Source organism: Pseudomonas sp. Root401, from assembly GCF_001425105.1.
GTDB lineage: Bacteria > Pseudomonadota > Gammaproteobacteria > Pseudomonadales > Pseudomonadaceae > Aquipseudomonas > Aquipseudomonas brassicacearum.
Genome location: NZ_LMDO01000012.1, coordinates 250074 through 265635 on the forward strand (window position 1 = coordinate 250074; position 15562 = coordinate 265635).

At 60.6% G+C, this 15562-nt stretch carries 10 protein-coding genes; 5 read left to right on the plus strand and 5 right to left on the minus strand.

All coding sequences use genetic code 11. The annotated features are described in order from the left end of the window. Positions 1-25: 25 nt before the first annotated feature. The 3 genes from ASC85_RS11115 to uvrD form a co-directional block, all read right to left on the minus strand. A complete protein-coding gene (locus tag ASC85_RS11115; RefSeq protein ID WP_003187120.1) occupies positions 26-433 on the minus strand; it encodes an SMI1/KNR4 family protein in 408 nt (135 codons plus the stop codon). Between the two features lie 140 nt (positions 434-573). Further along, positions 574-1449: a Tim44 domain-containing protein gene (locus ASC85_RS11120; RefSeq protein WP_057449354.1), complete on the minus strand. Its 876-nt coding sequence runs from the start codon at positions 1447-1449 to the stop codon at positions 574-576. Between the two features lie 312 nt (positions 1450-1761). Then, a complete protein-coding gene (uvrD, locus tag ASC85_RS11125; RefSeq protein ID WP_018613920.1) occupies positions 1762-3945 on the minus strand; it encodes a DNA helicase II in 2184 nt (727 codons plus the stop codon). A 260-nt stretch (positions 3946-4205) separates the two neighbouring features. Between uvrD and ASC85_RS11130 the strand changes: the two genes are divergently transcribed. The 3 genes from ASC85_RS11130 (at position 4206) to ASC85_RS11140 (ending at position 8766) form a co-directional block, all read left to right on the plus strand. Further along, positions 4206-7079: a putative bifunctional diguanylate cyclase/phosphodiesterase gene (locus ASC85_RS11130; protein WP_057449355.1), complete on the plus strand. Its 2874-nt coding sequence runs from the start codon at positions 4206-4208 to the stop codon at positions 7077-7079. 322 nt (positions 7080-7401) lie between these two features. Next, a complete protein-coding gene (gene hexR, locus ASC85_RS11135) occupies positions 7402-8268 on the plus strand; it encodes a transcriptional regulator HexR (RefSeq protein ID WP_003187110.1) in 867 nt (288 codons plus the stop codon). 288 nt (positions 8269-8556) lie between these two features. Then, entirely contained in the window at positions 8557-8766 is a 210-nt protein-coding gene (locus ASC85_RS11140) for a PA3496 family putative envelope integrity protein (RefSeq protein ID WP_057449356.1), read from the plus strand. Here ASC85_RS11140 and ASC85_RS11145 read toward each other — a convergent pair. Next, the gene (locus ASC85_RS11145) at positions 8708-9670 is read right to left on the minus strand and encodes a LysR family transcriptional regulator (RefSeq protein ID WP_057449357.1); all 963 of its coding nucleotides are present in this window, start codon (positions 9668-9670) and stop codon (positions 8708-8710) included. The genes ASC85_RS11140 and ASC85_RS11145 overlap by 59 nt on opposite strands. Before the next feature lie 187 nt (positions 9671-9857). Here ASC85_RS11145 and ASC85_RS11150 point away from each other — a divergent pair, with 187 nt between their 5' ends. Together ASC85_RS11150 and oadA are read left to right on the plus strand one after the other, a co-directional pair. Beyond that, positions 9858-11273: an acetyl-CoA carboxylase biotin carboxylase subunit gene (locus tag ASC85_RS11150; protein ID WP_003206982.1), complete on the plus strand. Its 1416-nt coding sequence runs from the start codon at positions 9858-9860 to the stop codon at positions 11271-11273. Between the two features lie 12 nt (positions 11274-11285). Next, complete coding sequence (gene oadA / locus ASC85_RS11155; protein ID WP_057449358.1) at positions 11286-13094, plus strand: sodium-extruding oxaloacetate decarboxylase subunit alpha; 1809 nt, start codon at positions 11286-11288, stop codon at positions 13092-13094. 64 nt (positions 13095-13158) lie between these two features. Here oadA and ASC85_RS11160 read toward each other — a convergent pair whose 3' ends face one another. Beyond that, a complete protein-coding gene (locus ASC85_RS11160; protein ID WP_057449359.1) occupies positions 13159-15330 on the minus strand; it encodes an autotransporter outer membrane beta-barrel domain-containing protein in 2172 nt (723 codons plus the stop codon). Positions 15331-15562 lie beyond the last annotated feature (232 nt).

Below are 15562 nucleotides of genomic sequence, written 5' to 3' on the forward strand. Positions count from 1 at the left end.
TCCGGGCATTGACCGGCCGCGGGGCTCAGCTTTCCAGCCAGACGTCCCGCGCCCAGTGCCAGACCGATTCCCAGGTCTCTTCGGCGATCAGTTCTTCTTCGGCCTGCCACAGCACCACAGTGCCGTCTTCTTCGACGCAATAATAATCGTCGCCGTCCTGGCAGATCGGGATCAGGCTGCGGTCGACACCGGCATCCCAGGCATTGGCGGCCACATCCGGCAGGTAGGTGTGGGATTGTGGATCGGTGACGGTCACCGGTTCCAGGCTGCCATAGACGACATCGCTGACGGTCAGCAAAAACTCCCTGAAGACGAATGGGATATCGATGAACAGCTGCTCTTCGATTTCTACCAGCAAGTCTTCGTCGGGCAACTCCAGCGGGACCGGTACGGGCTCGTTGGCTTCACGCAATTGTTCGATGATTTCTTCCACGTCCGGGGATCCTCTTTCTCGATGGCGCGGTTTTATATGGAGCGGTTTATACAGTAGCTCGCTATAGATGCAACCGCGAAATAGAAAACCCCGGCCTGAGCCGGGGTTCTTTTATTTCAACATGCAAAACGGGCAAAGGTTCAACCGTTCTGGCGGATACCGGCCACCAGCCAAGGCTGGTCATCGCCCTGGGCACGTTCCATGTTCCAGCTTTCGCTGAACGCTTCGCCCTTGTCGAAGCGAGAATCCTTCGACACACCGCTGAAGGTCAGGGTGGCGATGGTCTTGTCGGCGCGATCGTCGACGCCGTCCAGCTGCACGTGCAGATTGTCGATGTAGGTGGACTGGAAGCCATCACCCAGTTCGGCCCGCTCGCGCTTGAGGAACTCCAGCAGTTGCGGGGTCACGAATTCGGCGATCTTGTCCATTTCGTTCGCATCCCAATGTTGCTGCAGGGACATGAAGTGGCTGCGCGCGGCTTCGATGAAGCGTTGTTCGTTGAACCAGGCCGGCGCATTGATGACCGGACGGGCGGTCACAGGCGCTGCCGAACCACCGAAGATCGAACCACTGGCAGGCTGCTGGTTGAACACTTCACGCTGCATCGGCGCGTGGCCGGCTGGAGCCAATTGCTCCTGCTGCTTGCGACGACGGGCGGCAATGAAGCGGAAGACCAGGAAGGCGATGACCGCCATGATCAGGATGTCGAAGATCTGCATGCCCTGGAAGCCGTCGCCCATGAACATGGAGGCGAGCAGGCCACCGGCGGCGATGCCGGCCAGGGGGCCGAGCCAGCGCGAAGCACCGCTGGCCTTGGTGGCAGCGCCCGCGGCACCGGCAGCGCCTGCGGTGGCAGCGGTAGAGCCGGCGGCAGAGGACGGTGCCATCTGGCTGGTTTGGTGAGTCGGGGCAGCGCCCGAGCTTTTACCACCGCCAAAGCGCTTGGCGGCATTGGCGTCGATGGCCATCGTCAGGCCAATGCACAGCGCCATGGCGATGCTAAGAAAACGTTTCATATAAAGGCATTCCCATTTGTGGATAGCACGCGCGCCATGTTGCACAGCTGAACTGTTGCTGGCTAGCGGCAGAGTGTTTCGGGCTTTTGCGTGACAGCTTAGGTTCAGCTTGGGCTGTGCAAGAAGGCTTGTTCGCTTTGGGCTGTAGGAAAAGTAAATAAGTTCGGTCGGAAACTAATGTGGGATAGAGAGAGATACCTGTGGGAGCAAGGCTTGCCCGCGATAGCGATCTGTCTGACGCATCTGTGTTGAATGTGCCACCGCCTCGCGGGCAAGCCTTGCTCCCACAGCAAGGTGCTTCTTACGAAATCCTTAGATCGCTTCCAGCTTGGCATACCCCAGCATCAGCCACTTGCTGCCTTCGCTGAAGTTCACCTGCACCCGCGCCTGGGCGCCGGCACCCTCGAAGTTGAGGATCACGCCGTCGCCGAATACCGAATGCCGTACGGTCTGGCCGAGGCTGAAGCCGGTTTCCGGGATGTTGCTGCCGCCGAACAGGCTGCTGGTGCTTTGCTGCTGGCCGCCACCGAACGGACGGCTGACACTGTTGGACAGCCGCACTTCCTGGATCAGGCCCTTCGGTACTTCGCGTACGAAGCGCGACACCTTGTTGTAGGTCTCGCTACCATACAAACGTCGGGTTTCGGCGTAGGTCAGTACCAGATTCTGCATGGCGCGGGTGATACCGACGTAGGCCAGGCGCCGTTCCTCTTCCAGGCGTCCCGGTTCTTCCAGGCTCATCTTGTGGGGGAACAGGCCTTCTTCCATGCCCACCAGGAACACGTAGGGGAATTCCAGGCCCTTGGCGCTGTGCAGGGTCATCAGCTGGATGCTGTCTTCATGTTCGTCGGCCTGGGTGTCACCGGCCTCCAGGGAAGCGTGACCCAGGAAGGCCGACAGCGGCGTCAGGTCTTCGTCTTCTTCGGTGCTTTCGAAGTTGCGCGCGGCGCTGACCAGTTCCTCAAGGTTTTCCACCCGAGCCTGGCCTTTCTCGCCTTTTTCCGCTTCGTGGTAGGCGATCAGGCCGGACTGCTCGATGACGGTCTGGGTCATCAAGTGCAGAGGCATTTCCCCGCACTTGGCGGCCAGGTCTTCGATCAGGTCCATGAAGGCCTTCAGGGCGCCAGCGGCGCGACCGGTCATGCCTTTGTTGGCGACCAGTTGGTGCATGGCTTCCCACATGGACACATGGCTGTGGCGCGCGTGATCGCGAATCGCTTCGACGGTTTTCTCACCGATGCCCCGCGTCGGCACGTTGATCACCCGTTCCAGGGCCGCGTCGTTGCCGCGTCCTTCGATCAGGCGCAGGTAGGCCATGGCGTTCTTGATTTCAGCACGCTCGAAGAAGCGCTGGCCGCCGTAGATGCGGTAGGGGATCCGTTCGCGCAGCAAGGCCTCTTCCAGCACCCGCGACTGGGCGTTGGAACGGTACAGGATGGCGATGTCGCTGCGGGCCAGGCCGGTTTTCAGCGCGCTTTCGATGGTTTCCACCACGTAGCGGGCTTCGTCATGTTCGTTGAAGGCGGCGTAGAGATTGATCGCTTCGCCTTCGCCGCCGTCGGTCCACAATTCCTTGCCCAGGCGTCCGGTATTGTTGGCGATCAGGGCGTTGGCGGCCTTGAGGATGCCGGCGGTGGAGCGGTAGTTCTGTTCCAGGCGGATGACTTCGGCGTCGGGAAAATCCGCCGAATACTGGTGAATGTTCTCGATCTTGGCGCCGCGCCAGCCGTAGATCGACTGGTCGTCGTCACCCACCACCATCAGGCTGTCGCCGCCTTTGGCGAGCAGGCGCAACCAGGCATATTGCACGGCGTTGGTGTCCTGGAATTCGTCCACCAGTACATGCCGGAAGCGCTTTTGATAATGGGCCAGCAGGCCAGGGTGGTCGCGCCACAGGTCCAGCGCCCGTAGCAGCAGCTCGGAGAAGTCGATGACCCCGGCGCGCTGGCACGCCGCCTCGTAGGCTTCGTAGATGCTGCGCATGGTCGCCAGGAACAGGTCGCCGCTGGCCTGGATGTGCTGCGGGCGCAGGCCTTCGTCTTTCTGGCCGTTGATGAACCACTGGGCCTGACGGGCCGGCCAGCGCTGCTCGTCCAGGCCCAGCTCGCGGATCACCCGCTTGACCAGGCGCTGCTGGTCGTCGCTGTCCAGGATCTGGAAGGTCTGGCTCAGCCCGGCCTCCTGCCAATGCGCCCGCAACAAGCGGTGCGCCAGGCCGTGGAAGGTGCCGACCCACATGCCGGCAGGGTTGATGCCCATCAGTTGTTCGATGCGATGGCGCATCTCGGCCGCGGCCTTGTTGGTGAACGTCACCGACAGGATCGAATGGGGCGAGGCGTTCTCGACCTGGATCAACCAGGCGATACGGTGCACCAGCACTCGGGTTTTACCGGAGCCGGCACCGGCCAGGACCAACTGACGACCCACGGAGGCAGCTACGGCCTGACGTTGGGCATCGTTGAGGGAGTTCAGCAGAAGGGAGAGATCATCGCGCATCGGGGCATTCTAGGGTGCGACGTCACCCCGGGCAAACCGAGCTTTGCATCAGCCGATAAAAGACCGCTTGTGGATGACCGGCGGGTCATGGGCTACAGCCATTGGCGGGACTCGCTTCGAAGGGGCGCGAGCCAATGAAATAGCGACTTTTTCCGTATTTTTATGAGCTGGGGCAGTGTGGGATGGCCCATGGCTTGTGTATGCTCGGTGCTTGTTTCGGGTTCTCCACGCTCCACTGAATAAGAACAAAAACAGTGCCAATGACCCTCAATTCCGATCCGGCGGGCCCCTGTGTGGAGCCGCGGGTCATCTGCAAGCAGTACGCCATGGAGATGGCGGTCGAGCGCACACGTCTGCTGTATCAAGGCTCGCTGCTGCCTACGCTGTTCATGTTGCTCAACGGTCTGGTCTGCGCCGCGCTGTTGTGGGAGCCGCGGCGCTATTTCCTGGTCAGCGTCTGGCTCGTCTGGTTGTTGTCGCTGGTGGCCTTGCGGGTGATCCAGGTGGCGGCTTTCGATTCGGCGATGCCCAGCCGCCAGGCACACCCGATCTGGTTGCGTATGTTTTTGCTGGGCTCGGCGATGACCGGCCTGACGCTGGCTGGGGCCGGTATCGCGCTGGTCCCGGCTGACAGTTTCCAGCAGCAGGCCTGGGTGTTCGGCCTGATTGGCGCGGCCGCCCTGTCGGCCAGCGTGGCCTACGCGGTGAGCCTTCCCGCATTCCTGTCCTTTACCTTGCCCTGCCTGTTACCGGCCATCAGCTACCTCTTCTGGGGCGGCGACGAGCAGCAACGCGGGTGGGGCTGGCTTGGGTTGATCGTGCTGGTCTCGCTGAGCGTGGTGGCCTGGCAAGTCAACCGCTTGATCCAAAGCAGCCTGTTGCGACGTTTCCAGAACCAGGCGCTGATCGAGCATCTGCAGCAAGCACAAACCCGCAGCGCCCAGCTCAACGACGCGCTGGCCCGGGAGGTCGAGCAACGCCGTTCTGCGGAGGAAAAACTGCGGGCGGCCCAGGTTGGCCTGGAGGCGCGGGTAGCGCAGCGCAGTCTTGAACTGGAGGTCGCCAGCCAGGCGTTGAGCAAGAGTGAGGCGCGTCTGGCCCTGGCGCTCAAGGCCAGCGAGCTGGGGTTGTGGGACTGGAATCTGCAGACTGACGAAGTTCATCACACTCAGCTCAAGGAGCTCTTCGGCCTGGAGCCCGAATACATCACGGCGATGCTCACTCACCTCACTCCGCGCCTGCACCCTCAGGACCTGCCGGCGCTCAAGCGGGCCTTGGTCGAACACCTCAAGGGCCGCAGCGAGGATTACCAGATCGAATACCGTGTGCGCCACGGCGATGGCCACTGGGTCTGGATCGAGGACCGCGGCCGGGCTGTGGAGCGCAGCGTCAGCGGACGGGTACTGCGTATGGTCGGCACCCGGAGAGACATCAGCACCAGCAAGGAGCTCGAGCAGCAACGGCAACTGGCGGCCACGGTGTTCGAAGCCGCCAGCGAAGGTATCGTGATTTTCGACCCCCACTACGTGCTACTCGCTGCCAATCAGGCGTTCACGCGGGTCACCGGTTTCAATATCGATGACATGCTCGGGCGCAACGTGGTGGACCTGCCGTGCAGTCGCGACGCGCGCCGGCACTACCCCATCATTCGCCAAGCGCTCAAGCAGCACGGTACCTGGCAGGGTGAGTTGGTGGAAGCTCGGGCTAACGGCGAGTTGTATCCGCAATGGCTGCAACTGAACGTCGTGCGCAATGCTCGGGGAAATGTCAGTCATATCGTGGGCTTCTTCGCCGATCTTTCGGCGCGACGCGAATCCGAAGAGCGAATGCGCTATCTGACCCATTACGACGAATTGACCGGGCTGGCCAATCGCTCGCTGTTTCGCGAGCGGCTGCACGAGGCTCATCAGCGTGTGCGCCAGGGCGGACGGCGCAGCCTGGCGTTGCTGCATATCAACCTGGACCGTTTCAAGTTGCTCAACGACAGCCTCGGCCATGACATCGCCGACCAGTTGTTGCAGAAAATGGCACGACGCCTGATCAATGCGCTGCCCGAGGCGGATACCATCGCGCGGCTATCGGGCGATGAGTTTGCGGTGTTGTTCGATGCCTATGGCAATCTTTCGAGCCTGGCGCGGGTGGCGACTCGGCTGGCTGCCAAGCTGCGTGTGCCACTGACCATAGAGGGCCATGAACTGGTGCTCAGTGCCTCGATCGGCATCAGCCTGTTGCCCGACAACACGCGGGAAGTTGCCATGCTGGTCAGCCAGGCGAACATGGCCATGCAACATGCCAAGCATTTAGGGGGCAACAATTTCCAGTTCTACACCGACAGCCTCCAGGCCAGCACGCTGGAGCGCCTGCAACTGGAGAATCAGCTGCGCAAGGCCTTGGAAGAGCAACAACTGAAGGTTTTTTATCAGCCAAAACTGTGCCTGGCGACCGGTCGCCTGAACGCCGCCGAGGCGTTGGTGCGTTGGGATCATCCGGCCATGGGCCGTGTTCCACCGGGGGATTTCATTGGCCTGGCCGAAGAGACCGGGTTGATCGGGCCGATTGGTGAATTCGTATTGCGCCAGGCTTGTTGGCAGGCATGCGAATGGCAGCGCCAGGGGCTCGCGCCGATCAGGGTGTCCGTCAACCTGTCGGTGCATCAATTGCGCCAGGGCAAGCTGGTCAGCCTGGTGCGGCAGGTGTTGGAGGAAACCGGTCTGGCCCCGCAATACCTGGAGCTGGAGTTGACCGAGAGCCAGTTGCTCGACAGCGTTGAACACATCATCGCCACGTTCCAGCAATTGCGTGACCTTGGGGTCAAGCTGGCGATCGACGATTTCGGCACTGGCTACTCATCCCTGAGTTATCTCAAGCGCATCCCGGTGGATTACGTGAAGATCGACCAGGCGTTCATTCGCGGGTTGGGTGAGGGCAGCGTGGATGCGGCAATTACCCGGGCAATCATTGCAATGGCCCACGGGTTGTCGCTCAAAGTCGTGGCCGAAGGCGTTGAGCGGCAGGAGCAGCTCGAATTCCTCAGGAATGAACGTTGCGATGAGGTTCAAGGGTATCTGATCAGCCGGCCGGTGGAGGCTGAAGGGTTGGCTGGGTTGTTGCGGGCGCAACACCTGGCTGAATGAGCCTGAACCACGATGATACTTCCCGTCAGGCAACGAATTCGTCTGACGGGAAGTCATGGGAGCAAGTTATTGGGTGATTGGCCAATGACCAATAGACGATTTCCCCCGGGTTGGAAGCTCAGGACGGGCCTGGAAATCAGCGGATCGGCAGCGTTGAAGGTTTGCGCTACGGCACAAGCTGCTACATCGGGGGATCCTCGGCCAAAACAAAGGGGCAGCGAGGCAATCCAGTTACGTTTTGGACGGGCAAAAAGCCAATTCTTGTAGTATAACTACAAGCTTGCTACATCCCGGCACCTGCCCATAACAAGAGTCCAGCCCCTTGAACCTGTTGCAACACATCGCCCAGTCACGCCACTTGCTACGCAAGTCGGAGCTGAAAGTCGCCGATCACGTACTGCTTGATCCTGCGGCCGTGATGCATAGCTCCATGGCCGATCTTGCCCACAGCGTCGGCATCAGCGAACCGACTATCGTGCGTTTCTGCCGGGCCATCGGTTGCTCGGGTTTCCAGGACCTGAAACTCAAACTGGCGCAAAGCCTGGCCGCCGGCGCGAGCTTCGGTCAGTTTGCGATCCATGAAGACGATTCCGTTGCTGACTACAGCCTGAAAATCTTCGACACGACCCTGCATACGCTGATGGAGGTTCGCGAGAAGCTCGACCCGGTGGCGCTGCAAAAAGCCGTCACGGCCATGTCCCAGGCCCAGCGTGTCGAGTTTTATGGCTTCGGCGCCTCGGGCGCGGTGGCAGCTGATGCCCAGCACAAGTTTTTCCGGTTGCTGCTGACGGCAGCGGCCTATTCCGACCCGCACATGCAGGCCATGTCAGCGGTGACCTTGAAACCTACCGATGTGGCGATCTGCATTTCCCAGTCGGGGCGTTCCAAGGACTTGCTGATCACCGCGAACCTGGTGCGCGAAAGCGGTGCCTCACTGATTACCTTGTGCCCGAGCCAGACGCCATTGGCGGAACTGTCCACGGTGAACCTGGCCATCGACGTGCATGAAGACACCGAGATCTACACGCCGCTGACCTCGCGCATCGCCCACCTGGTGGTGATCGACGTGCTGGCAATGGGGGTCGCCATGGCCCGTGGTCCAAGCCTGGTCAACCACCTCAAGAGCGTGAAACGCAGCCTTCGCAGCCTGCGGCTGTCGCCCAAGTCGGTGAAGGCGCTGGACGACTGAGCCGATTTTGACTTGCTGGGTTTCTGTGGCGAGGGAGCTTGCTCCCGTTGGGCTTAGGTAGGAGCTGCCGAAGGCTGCGATCTTTTGATTTTGATCTTTCGCTTTTGACTCAATTGTCAGTGGAAAGATCGCAGCCTCGCTCCGCTCGACAGCTCCTACACAGCTCCTACGGCCCAGCGGGAACAGGGATCATTTGCCCGAATTCATCGTTCTGTAACGCACGCGCCGCCAAACCGTCATCCCGCGCCGTCATCGTAAAGCTCCCGTATACGTCTTGGGAGTCTCGACATGACCCAGTCCTACGAAGAACGCAGCGCCGTCAAAACCCGTCGTCAGCAGGAAGACCAGCGCCGCATGGCGTTCCGTCGTGCCATCGAAGACCGCTATGAACAGCGCCAGCTCCTGGCCGAAATCAGCGAATTTCCTGACGCGGCAGAGTTCAGTTACTGGCAGGCAGCGCCGGCGGCTTCCCGTCGAAACGCTCAACCAGGTCGATGATCTGAGCGCGCTCACCGCGAACGAATGCCAGGAAGGCGTGAGCCACCGGTGACAGGCGTTTGGCCCTGGCCTGCACCAGGCACCAGCTGCGGTACAGCGGCAACTCCTCCACCGGCAACTCGATGAGTGCGCCGGACGACAATTCCCGGCTCACGGCGTGGCGCGTCAACAGCGCCACGCCCAGCCCGGCCACCACGCATTCACGCTGGGCCTCCGCCGACGCCACCTCCAGCGTCTGGGTGAAATGCACTCGTTTCTCCTTGAAGTACTCCTCGCAGGCCAATCGCGTGCCGGACCCTGGTTCGCGCAACAGCAGCGTATAGGGCTCCAGGTCCTGCAAGCGCAGCGGGCCCATGTGGCACAACGGATGATCGGGCGGCGCCACGGCGACGATTGGATTGTTGAGAAATGGCAGGAATTCCAGGCCCATGTCCTGGGGCACCATGGACATGATCACCAAGTCGTCACGGTTGTCCGAGAGCCGGCGGATGACCTGGCCGCGATTGACCACCGTGAGGTTCAGGTTGACCTCCGGATGCTGGCGCTTGAACGCGGCGAACAGGTGCGGGACGAAGTACTTGGCGCTGGACTCCACCGCCAGCTTCAATTGACCTTGCAGCGAACCCTGCATGTCCGAGAGCTGCATATCGAGGTTTTCCAGGCGTCCGAAGATGTCTCGGCTGGCACGTTGCAGGGCTTCGGCGGCTTCGGTCATGTAGAGCTTTTTACCGACATACTCGAATAACGGCTGGCCAATCAGCTCTTCCAGGGAACGAATCTGTAGGCTAACGGCCGGTTGTGTGAGAGACATTTCATCAGCTGCACGGCTGTAGGACCTCAGGTCGCACACCTCGTTGAAAATCTGCAATTGACGCAATGTCATACGCATCAATGACTTACGCATTTTCTAAGCACCCTGGCCCGAGACGAATAGCTCAACTATAAGTCTTTGTTTATGCACGGCCCAATAAATATTCATTTTTGTTAATCAACAGCCAGGACTAGTGTGGGGCTGCGACCAATTGTTACATCTGGTCACGCGTCGGCCTGAACCCCAGGCCGTGGTATCACCGGCTCAAGGGAACCTCCAATTGATAACAAAGATCCTGATCGCCAACCGTGGTGAGATTGCCGTCCGCATCGTGCGCGCTTGCGCCGAGATGGGCATTCGCTCGGTCGCGGTCTACTCCGACGCGGATCGCCATGCGTTGCATGTCAAACGTGCGGACGAGGCCCACAGCATTGGCGCCGATCCGCTGGCCGGCTATCTGAACCCGCGCAAACTGGTGAACCTGGCGGTGGAAACCGGCTGTGATGCCTTGCACCCCGGCTACGGTTTTCTCTCGGAAAACGCCGAACTGGCGGACATCTGCGCTGAACGTGGAATCAAATTCATTGGCCCCTCGGCAGAAGTCATTCGCCGCATGGGCGACAAGACCGAAGCGCGCCGCAGCATGATCAAGGCCGGTGTGCCGGTCACGCCGGGCACCGAAGGCAACGTATCGGGCATTGAAGAAGCGCTGACCGAAGGTGATCGGATCGGTTACCCGGTGATGCTCAAGGCCACCTCCGGCGGCGGCGGTCGTGGTATCCGTCGCTGCAACAGCCGCGAAGAACTCGAACAGGCCTTCCCGCGGGTCATTTCCGAAGCCACCAAGGCATTCGGTTCGGCGGAAGTGTTCCTGGAAAAATGCATCGTCAATCCCAAGCACATCGAAGCGCAGATCCTCGGTGACAGTTTCGGCAACGTGGTGCACCTGTTCGAACGTGACTGCTCGATCCAGCGCCGCAACCAGAAGCTGATCGAAATTGCCCCGAGCCCGCAGCTGACCCCCGAGCAGCGCGCCTACATCGGCGACCTGTCGGTGCGCGCCGCCAAGGCCGTGGGTTACGAGAATGCCGGCACCGTGGAGTTCCTGCTCGCCGAGGGCGAGGTGTACTTCATGGAGATGAACACCCGGGTGCAGGTGGAACACACCATCACCGAAGAAATCACCGGTATCGACATCGTTCGCGAACAGATCCGCATCGCCTCCGGGCTGCCGCTGTCGGTCAAGCAGGAAGACATCCAGCACCGTGGCTTTGCGTTGCAGTTCCGTATCAACGCCGAGGACCCGAAAAACAACTTCCTGCCCAGCTTCGGCAAGATCACCCGCTATTACGCCCCTGGCGGCCCGGGTGTGCGCACCGACACGGCGATCTACACCGGCTACACCATTCCGCCGTTCTACGATTCGATGTGCCTGAAACTGGTGGTCTGGGCGTTGACCTGGGAAGAAGCAATGGACCGTGGCCTGCGGGCCCTGGATGACATGCGCCTGCAGGGGGTCAAGACCACCGCCGCGTATTACCAGGAGATTCTGCGCAATCCGGAATTCCGCAGCGGCCAGTTCAATACCAGCTTCGTTGAAAGCCACCCTGAACTGACCAACTACTCGATCAAGCGCAAACCCGAAGAGCTGGCCCTGGCCATCGCCGCCGCCATTGCCGCCCACGCAGGCCTGTAAGGAAGTATGACCATGTCCAAGAAGATCTTTGTTACCGACACAATCCTGCGCGACGCCCACCAATCGCTGCTCGCCACCCGCATGCGCACCGAAGACATGCTGCCGATCTGCGACAAGCTCGACAAAGTCGGCTATTGGTCGCTGGAAGTGTGGGGCGGCGCGACATTCGACGCTTGCGTGCGCTTCCTGAAAGAAGACCCGTGGGAGCGCCTGCGCCAACTGCGCGCGGCACTGCCCAACACCCGTCTGCAAATGCTCCTGCGCGGCCAGAACCTGCTGGGCTACCGCCATTACAGCGATGACGTGGTCAAGGCGTTCGTGGCCAAGGCCGCCGTCAACGGCATCGATGTGTTCCGTATTTTCGATGCGATGAACGACGTGCGTAACCTGAAAGTCGCCATCGAAGCGGTGAAGGCCGCCGGCAAGCACGCCCAGGGCACCATCGCCTACACCACCAGCCCGGTGCACACCATCGACGCGTTCGTGGCCCAGGCCAAGCAAATGGAAGCCATGGGTTGCGACTCGGTGGCGATCAAGGACATGGCTGGCCTGCTGACCCCATACGCCACTGGCGAGCTGGTGAAAGCGCTGAAAGCCGAGCAATCGTTGCCGGTGTTCATCCACTCCCACGACACTGCCGGCTTGGCCGCGATGTGCCAACTCAAGGCTATCGAAAACGGTGCCGATCACATCGACACCGCGATCTCCAGCTTCGCCTGGGGCACCAGCCATCCGGGCACCGAGTCGATGGTCGCCGCTCTCAAGGGCAGTGAGTTCGACACCGGCCTGAGCCTGGAACTGCTCCAGGAAATCGGCCTGTACTTCTACGCCGTGCGCAAGAAGTACCACCAGTTCGAAAGCGAGTTCACCGCGGTGGACACCCGCGTCCAGGTCAACCAGGTACCGGGCGGGATGATCTCCAACCTTGCCAACCAGTTGAAAGAGCAGGGCGCACTGAACCGGATGAACGAAGTGCTGGCGGAGATCCCGCGCGTGCGCGAAGACCTCGGCTTCCCACCGCTGGTGACCCCGACTTCGCAGATCGTCGGTACCCAGGCGTTCTTCAACGTCTTGGCCGGTGAGCGCTACAAGACCATCACCAACGAAGTGAAGCTCTATCTGCAGGGCGGTTACGGCAAGGCACCAGGTTTGGTGAACGAGAAGCTGCGTCGCCAGGCCATCGGCAGCGAAGAGGTGATCGACGTGCGTCCGGCCGATTTGCTCAAGCCGGAAATGACCAAGCTGCGCGGTGAAATCGGTGCACTGGCCAAATCCGAAGAGGACGTGCTGACCTACGCCATGTTCCCGGACATCGGTCGCAAGTTCCTCGAAGAGCGCGAAGCCGGCACCCTGACTCCAGAAGTGCTGTTGCCAATCCCTGAGGCGGGCAGCGTGAGCTCGGCGGGCGGCGAAGGCGTGCCGACCGAGTTCGTCATCGACGTCCACGGCGAAACCTACCGCGTCGACATCACCGGTGTGGGCGTCAAGGCCGAAGGCAAGCGTCACTTCTACCTGTCCATCGATGGCATGCCGGAAGAGGTCGTGTTCGAACCGCTCAATGAATTTGTCGGCGGTGGCAGCAGCAAGCGCAAGCAAGCCACTGCACCAGGCCATGTCAGCACCACCATGCCGGGCAACATCGTTGATGTGCTGGTCAAGGAGGGCGATGTGGTCAAGGCCGGTCAAGCAGTGCTGATCACCGAAGCCATGAAAATGGAAACCGAAGTGCAGGCGGCCATCGCCGGCAAGGTCACCGCGATTCATGTAGCCAAGGGCGACCGGGTCAACCCGGGCGAGATCCTGATCGAGATCGAAGGCTGAATAAACAGCCTCGATACAACGTTTTAACCTCGGGGGGGCATGTGCTCCCCTTTTTTTTTGCCTGTCAGAACATCATTCGCCACTGGCCCATCAGCGCACCGTTGCGGTTGTCCTGGCCTGTTTCGCCGCGATAGTTCAGCCCCAGGGTATGGCGTGGTGAAACGGCCAGGTCCAGCCCGGCTTCCAGGAGCAGGCTGTCACGGTCCAGCTCGACCCCTTCGATGATATAGGTATTGCCCCCGCGGACCAGACGTTGATGGGAGCTACCCCTGACGTTGCCATACAAGTGCTTCCAGCCGACATCCAGGCGCGGCGTCAAGCGCATGCCTTGATCAAGCGCGAAGGTACGGGCGAGGCGCAGCCCGAGGTCGCTGCTGTAGTGTTCCTGTGCCTGGCCGTCGTACTGCAACGCGGCGTCCCCACCTTTTTCGGTATAGGCATCGCGTTGGTAGCGTTGGTAGCCCACTTGGACGTAGGGCTCGATATCGAAATGAGCTATATCCAGGTTGTAGCCGACCTGCCCGAAGACCTGCTGTGTCGTGGCATCGTAACGACCCTTGAGGCGATCCCTGAACCCGTTGAAGGCGACGTGGCGTTTGGTGCTGCCGTCATGATTGCCATGAACGGCACCCAGGCGCAGCGCCAGCGGCCCGTCCTGGCGCAAGGCGTACGCGCCGACGAGCCAACTGTCGAGCGCTCCGTCGAACTGATAGCTGTCCAGCCGGGTCTGGGTCTTGCTGCCGATAATGCCCAGCCGCCAATCGGGGCTGACAGCCCAGTCGGTTCCCAGCATCAAACCTTTTGTCGAATGCTTGAGAGCATAGCTGCCCAGCTGTTTGGCGAGGCTGCCGCTGTTGCCGATGGCCTGGAGCCAGACTTGGCCGTCGGCATGCACGCTTTCTGAGTTTCGCTGGTCCATGGCCGAGAGCATTCCGGTGCCGATTGGCGCGATGCTGCTCAAGGTGGCATTGCCCAGATCGGCGGTGTCGTAGCCAGCTAACTGGTCGATGGCGTTGACGGCGGTATGCAGGTTGGTACCGAGCAGCGCATTGACGGCTGCGTTGGGTTGCGCGACGGGAGTGGTGTGCGGCTGGCTGGTGGGTTTCGGTTCAATGCTGGCCACTGGCGACGCTTGGCGGGGATGTTGGGCCGGATCGACTTTCGCTTGGGTGGTAGGTGACCGGACGGCCGCTACATTGTCGACAGGCTTGGGCGGCAGTGGCGTGGCCGTTTGCGGATCTTCGATACTGTTGGTGAATCTTTCTGCGTTTTCGTTCTTTGCTGCAACCTTGAGGGGGATGTCGTTGCGCGCATAGGTCAGGCCAACCTCCGTCCCGCTGTAGTGCGGGGTCGCCGTCATGAAGGTGAGATTGCTAATGACCGTGCCGAACTCACCCTCAATGTTCCCCGCTCGGATCACCGTGTGCTCGCTCGTGCCCATGTTTTCGACCGGTACAGCATCGATTTTCAGGGTCGTGTTGTTCAGTGTCGCGGTGTCTTCAACGTTGATCGTCGAGCTACGACCATCAGCATCGACGCCATAGATCAGCTCTGCGCCGCTCAACAGCTCGAAGTTTCCTTTGATCGAGGGGGCACCGGTCTCAGGCCCGACCCTCAACTGACCCGCTACGCTCAGAAATTCCACGGATCCATTGCCGCTGAAACTGGCGTTCTCGCGCACATGGACACCGCCATTGACTGTGCCGGAATTTGTCATGCGGGCGCTTGGTTCGATGATCACGTTGTTGGCGACAACCCCCTTGTTATCGAACGCACCGAGTACCCCGATCTGTCCGTCGATATGGCCGGTGTTGGTCAACGTGGTCTCCGGCTCGATCACTCCCCAACCAGCGAAATTCCCGGTGTGCTCCCATTCGCCTTTAGTGACATGCAAAGCCTCGAAATTGCGGGTCTCAGGTACTTTGGAGTGTTGAGCATCGCCCAATCGCAGAACGTTGGTTCCGCCACCTCCATCAACAGTCCCGCCGAACGTGCCATTTGCGCTGACGTTGACCAAGTCATTGGTCTTAGTCAGTTTCATGCCTTTTTTGCGGGGGGTGACAATACTGTGATGCTTAGTGTCTGTAGCTTCTTCGAGCGCTTTGAGACGCTCTTGAAACTCGGCCGTCGTAGGAGTCTCGGCAGGTGACTGAGCCATCGAAACCTCGACACAGCCGAGCGCCAAGGCTATTGCCAGAGCGAGATGTTGGGGAAGATATGAGTGTTGGGTAGGCATTGAGTACGACCTCTCATGAATGAGGTCGAACTTTAAAAATTTCATCCCGGGTCGCGATGCCAGCCGTCTCCTAGCCGCTGGCGAGACATAGCGATGGAGCTTGTAGGCTGCCCACGCTGTGATCACAGCATCACCGCGCCGGCCTCCGTGGCTCGAAGCATTGCCCTACAGCATACCCAGACCTTTCTGCGTGGCTGAATTCCGAGATCTGTCTGTCAAATATCGAATCTGT

Excerpts from the sequence above, each read along its gene's own strand:
- ASC85_RS11120 (WP_057449354.1), bottom strand. The coding sequence starts at position 1,449 with ATGAAACGTTTTCTTAGCATCGCCATGGCGCTGTGCATTGGCCTGACG.
- uvrD (WP_018613920.1), bottom strand. The coding sequence starts at position 3,945 with ATGCGCGATGATCTCTCCCTTCTGCTGAACTCCCTCAACGATGCCCAA.
- ASC85_RS11130 (WP_057449355.1), top strand. The coding sequence starts at position 4,206 with ATGACCCTCAATTCCGATCCGGCGGGCCCCTGTGTGGAGCCGCGGGTC.
- ASC85_RS11140 (WP_057449356.1), top strand. The coding sequence starts at position 8,557 with ATGACCCAGTCCTACGAAGAACGCAGCGCCGTCAAAACCCGTCGTCAG.
- ASC85_RS11145 (WP_057449357.1), bottom strand. The coding sequence starts at position 9,670 with ATGCGTAAGTCATTGATGCGTATGACATTGCGTCAATTGCAGATTTTC.
- oadA (WP_057449358.1), top strand. The coding sequence starts at position 11,286 with ATGTCCAAGAAGATCTTTGTTACCGACACAATCCTGCGCGACGCCCAC.
- ASC85_RS11160 (WP_057449359.1), bottom strand. The coding sequence starts at position 15,330 with ATGCCTACCCAACACTCATATCTTCCCCAACATCTCGCTCTGGCAATA.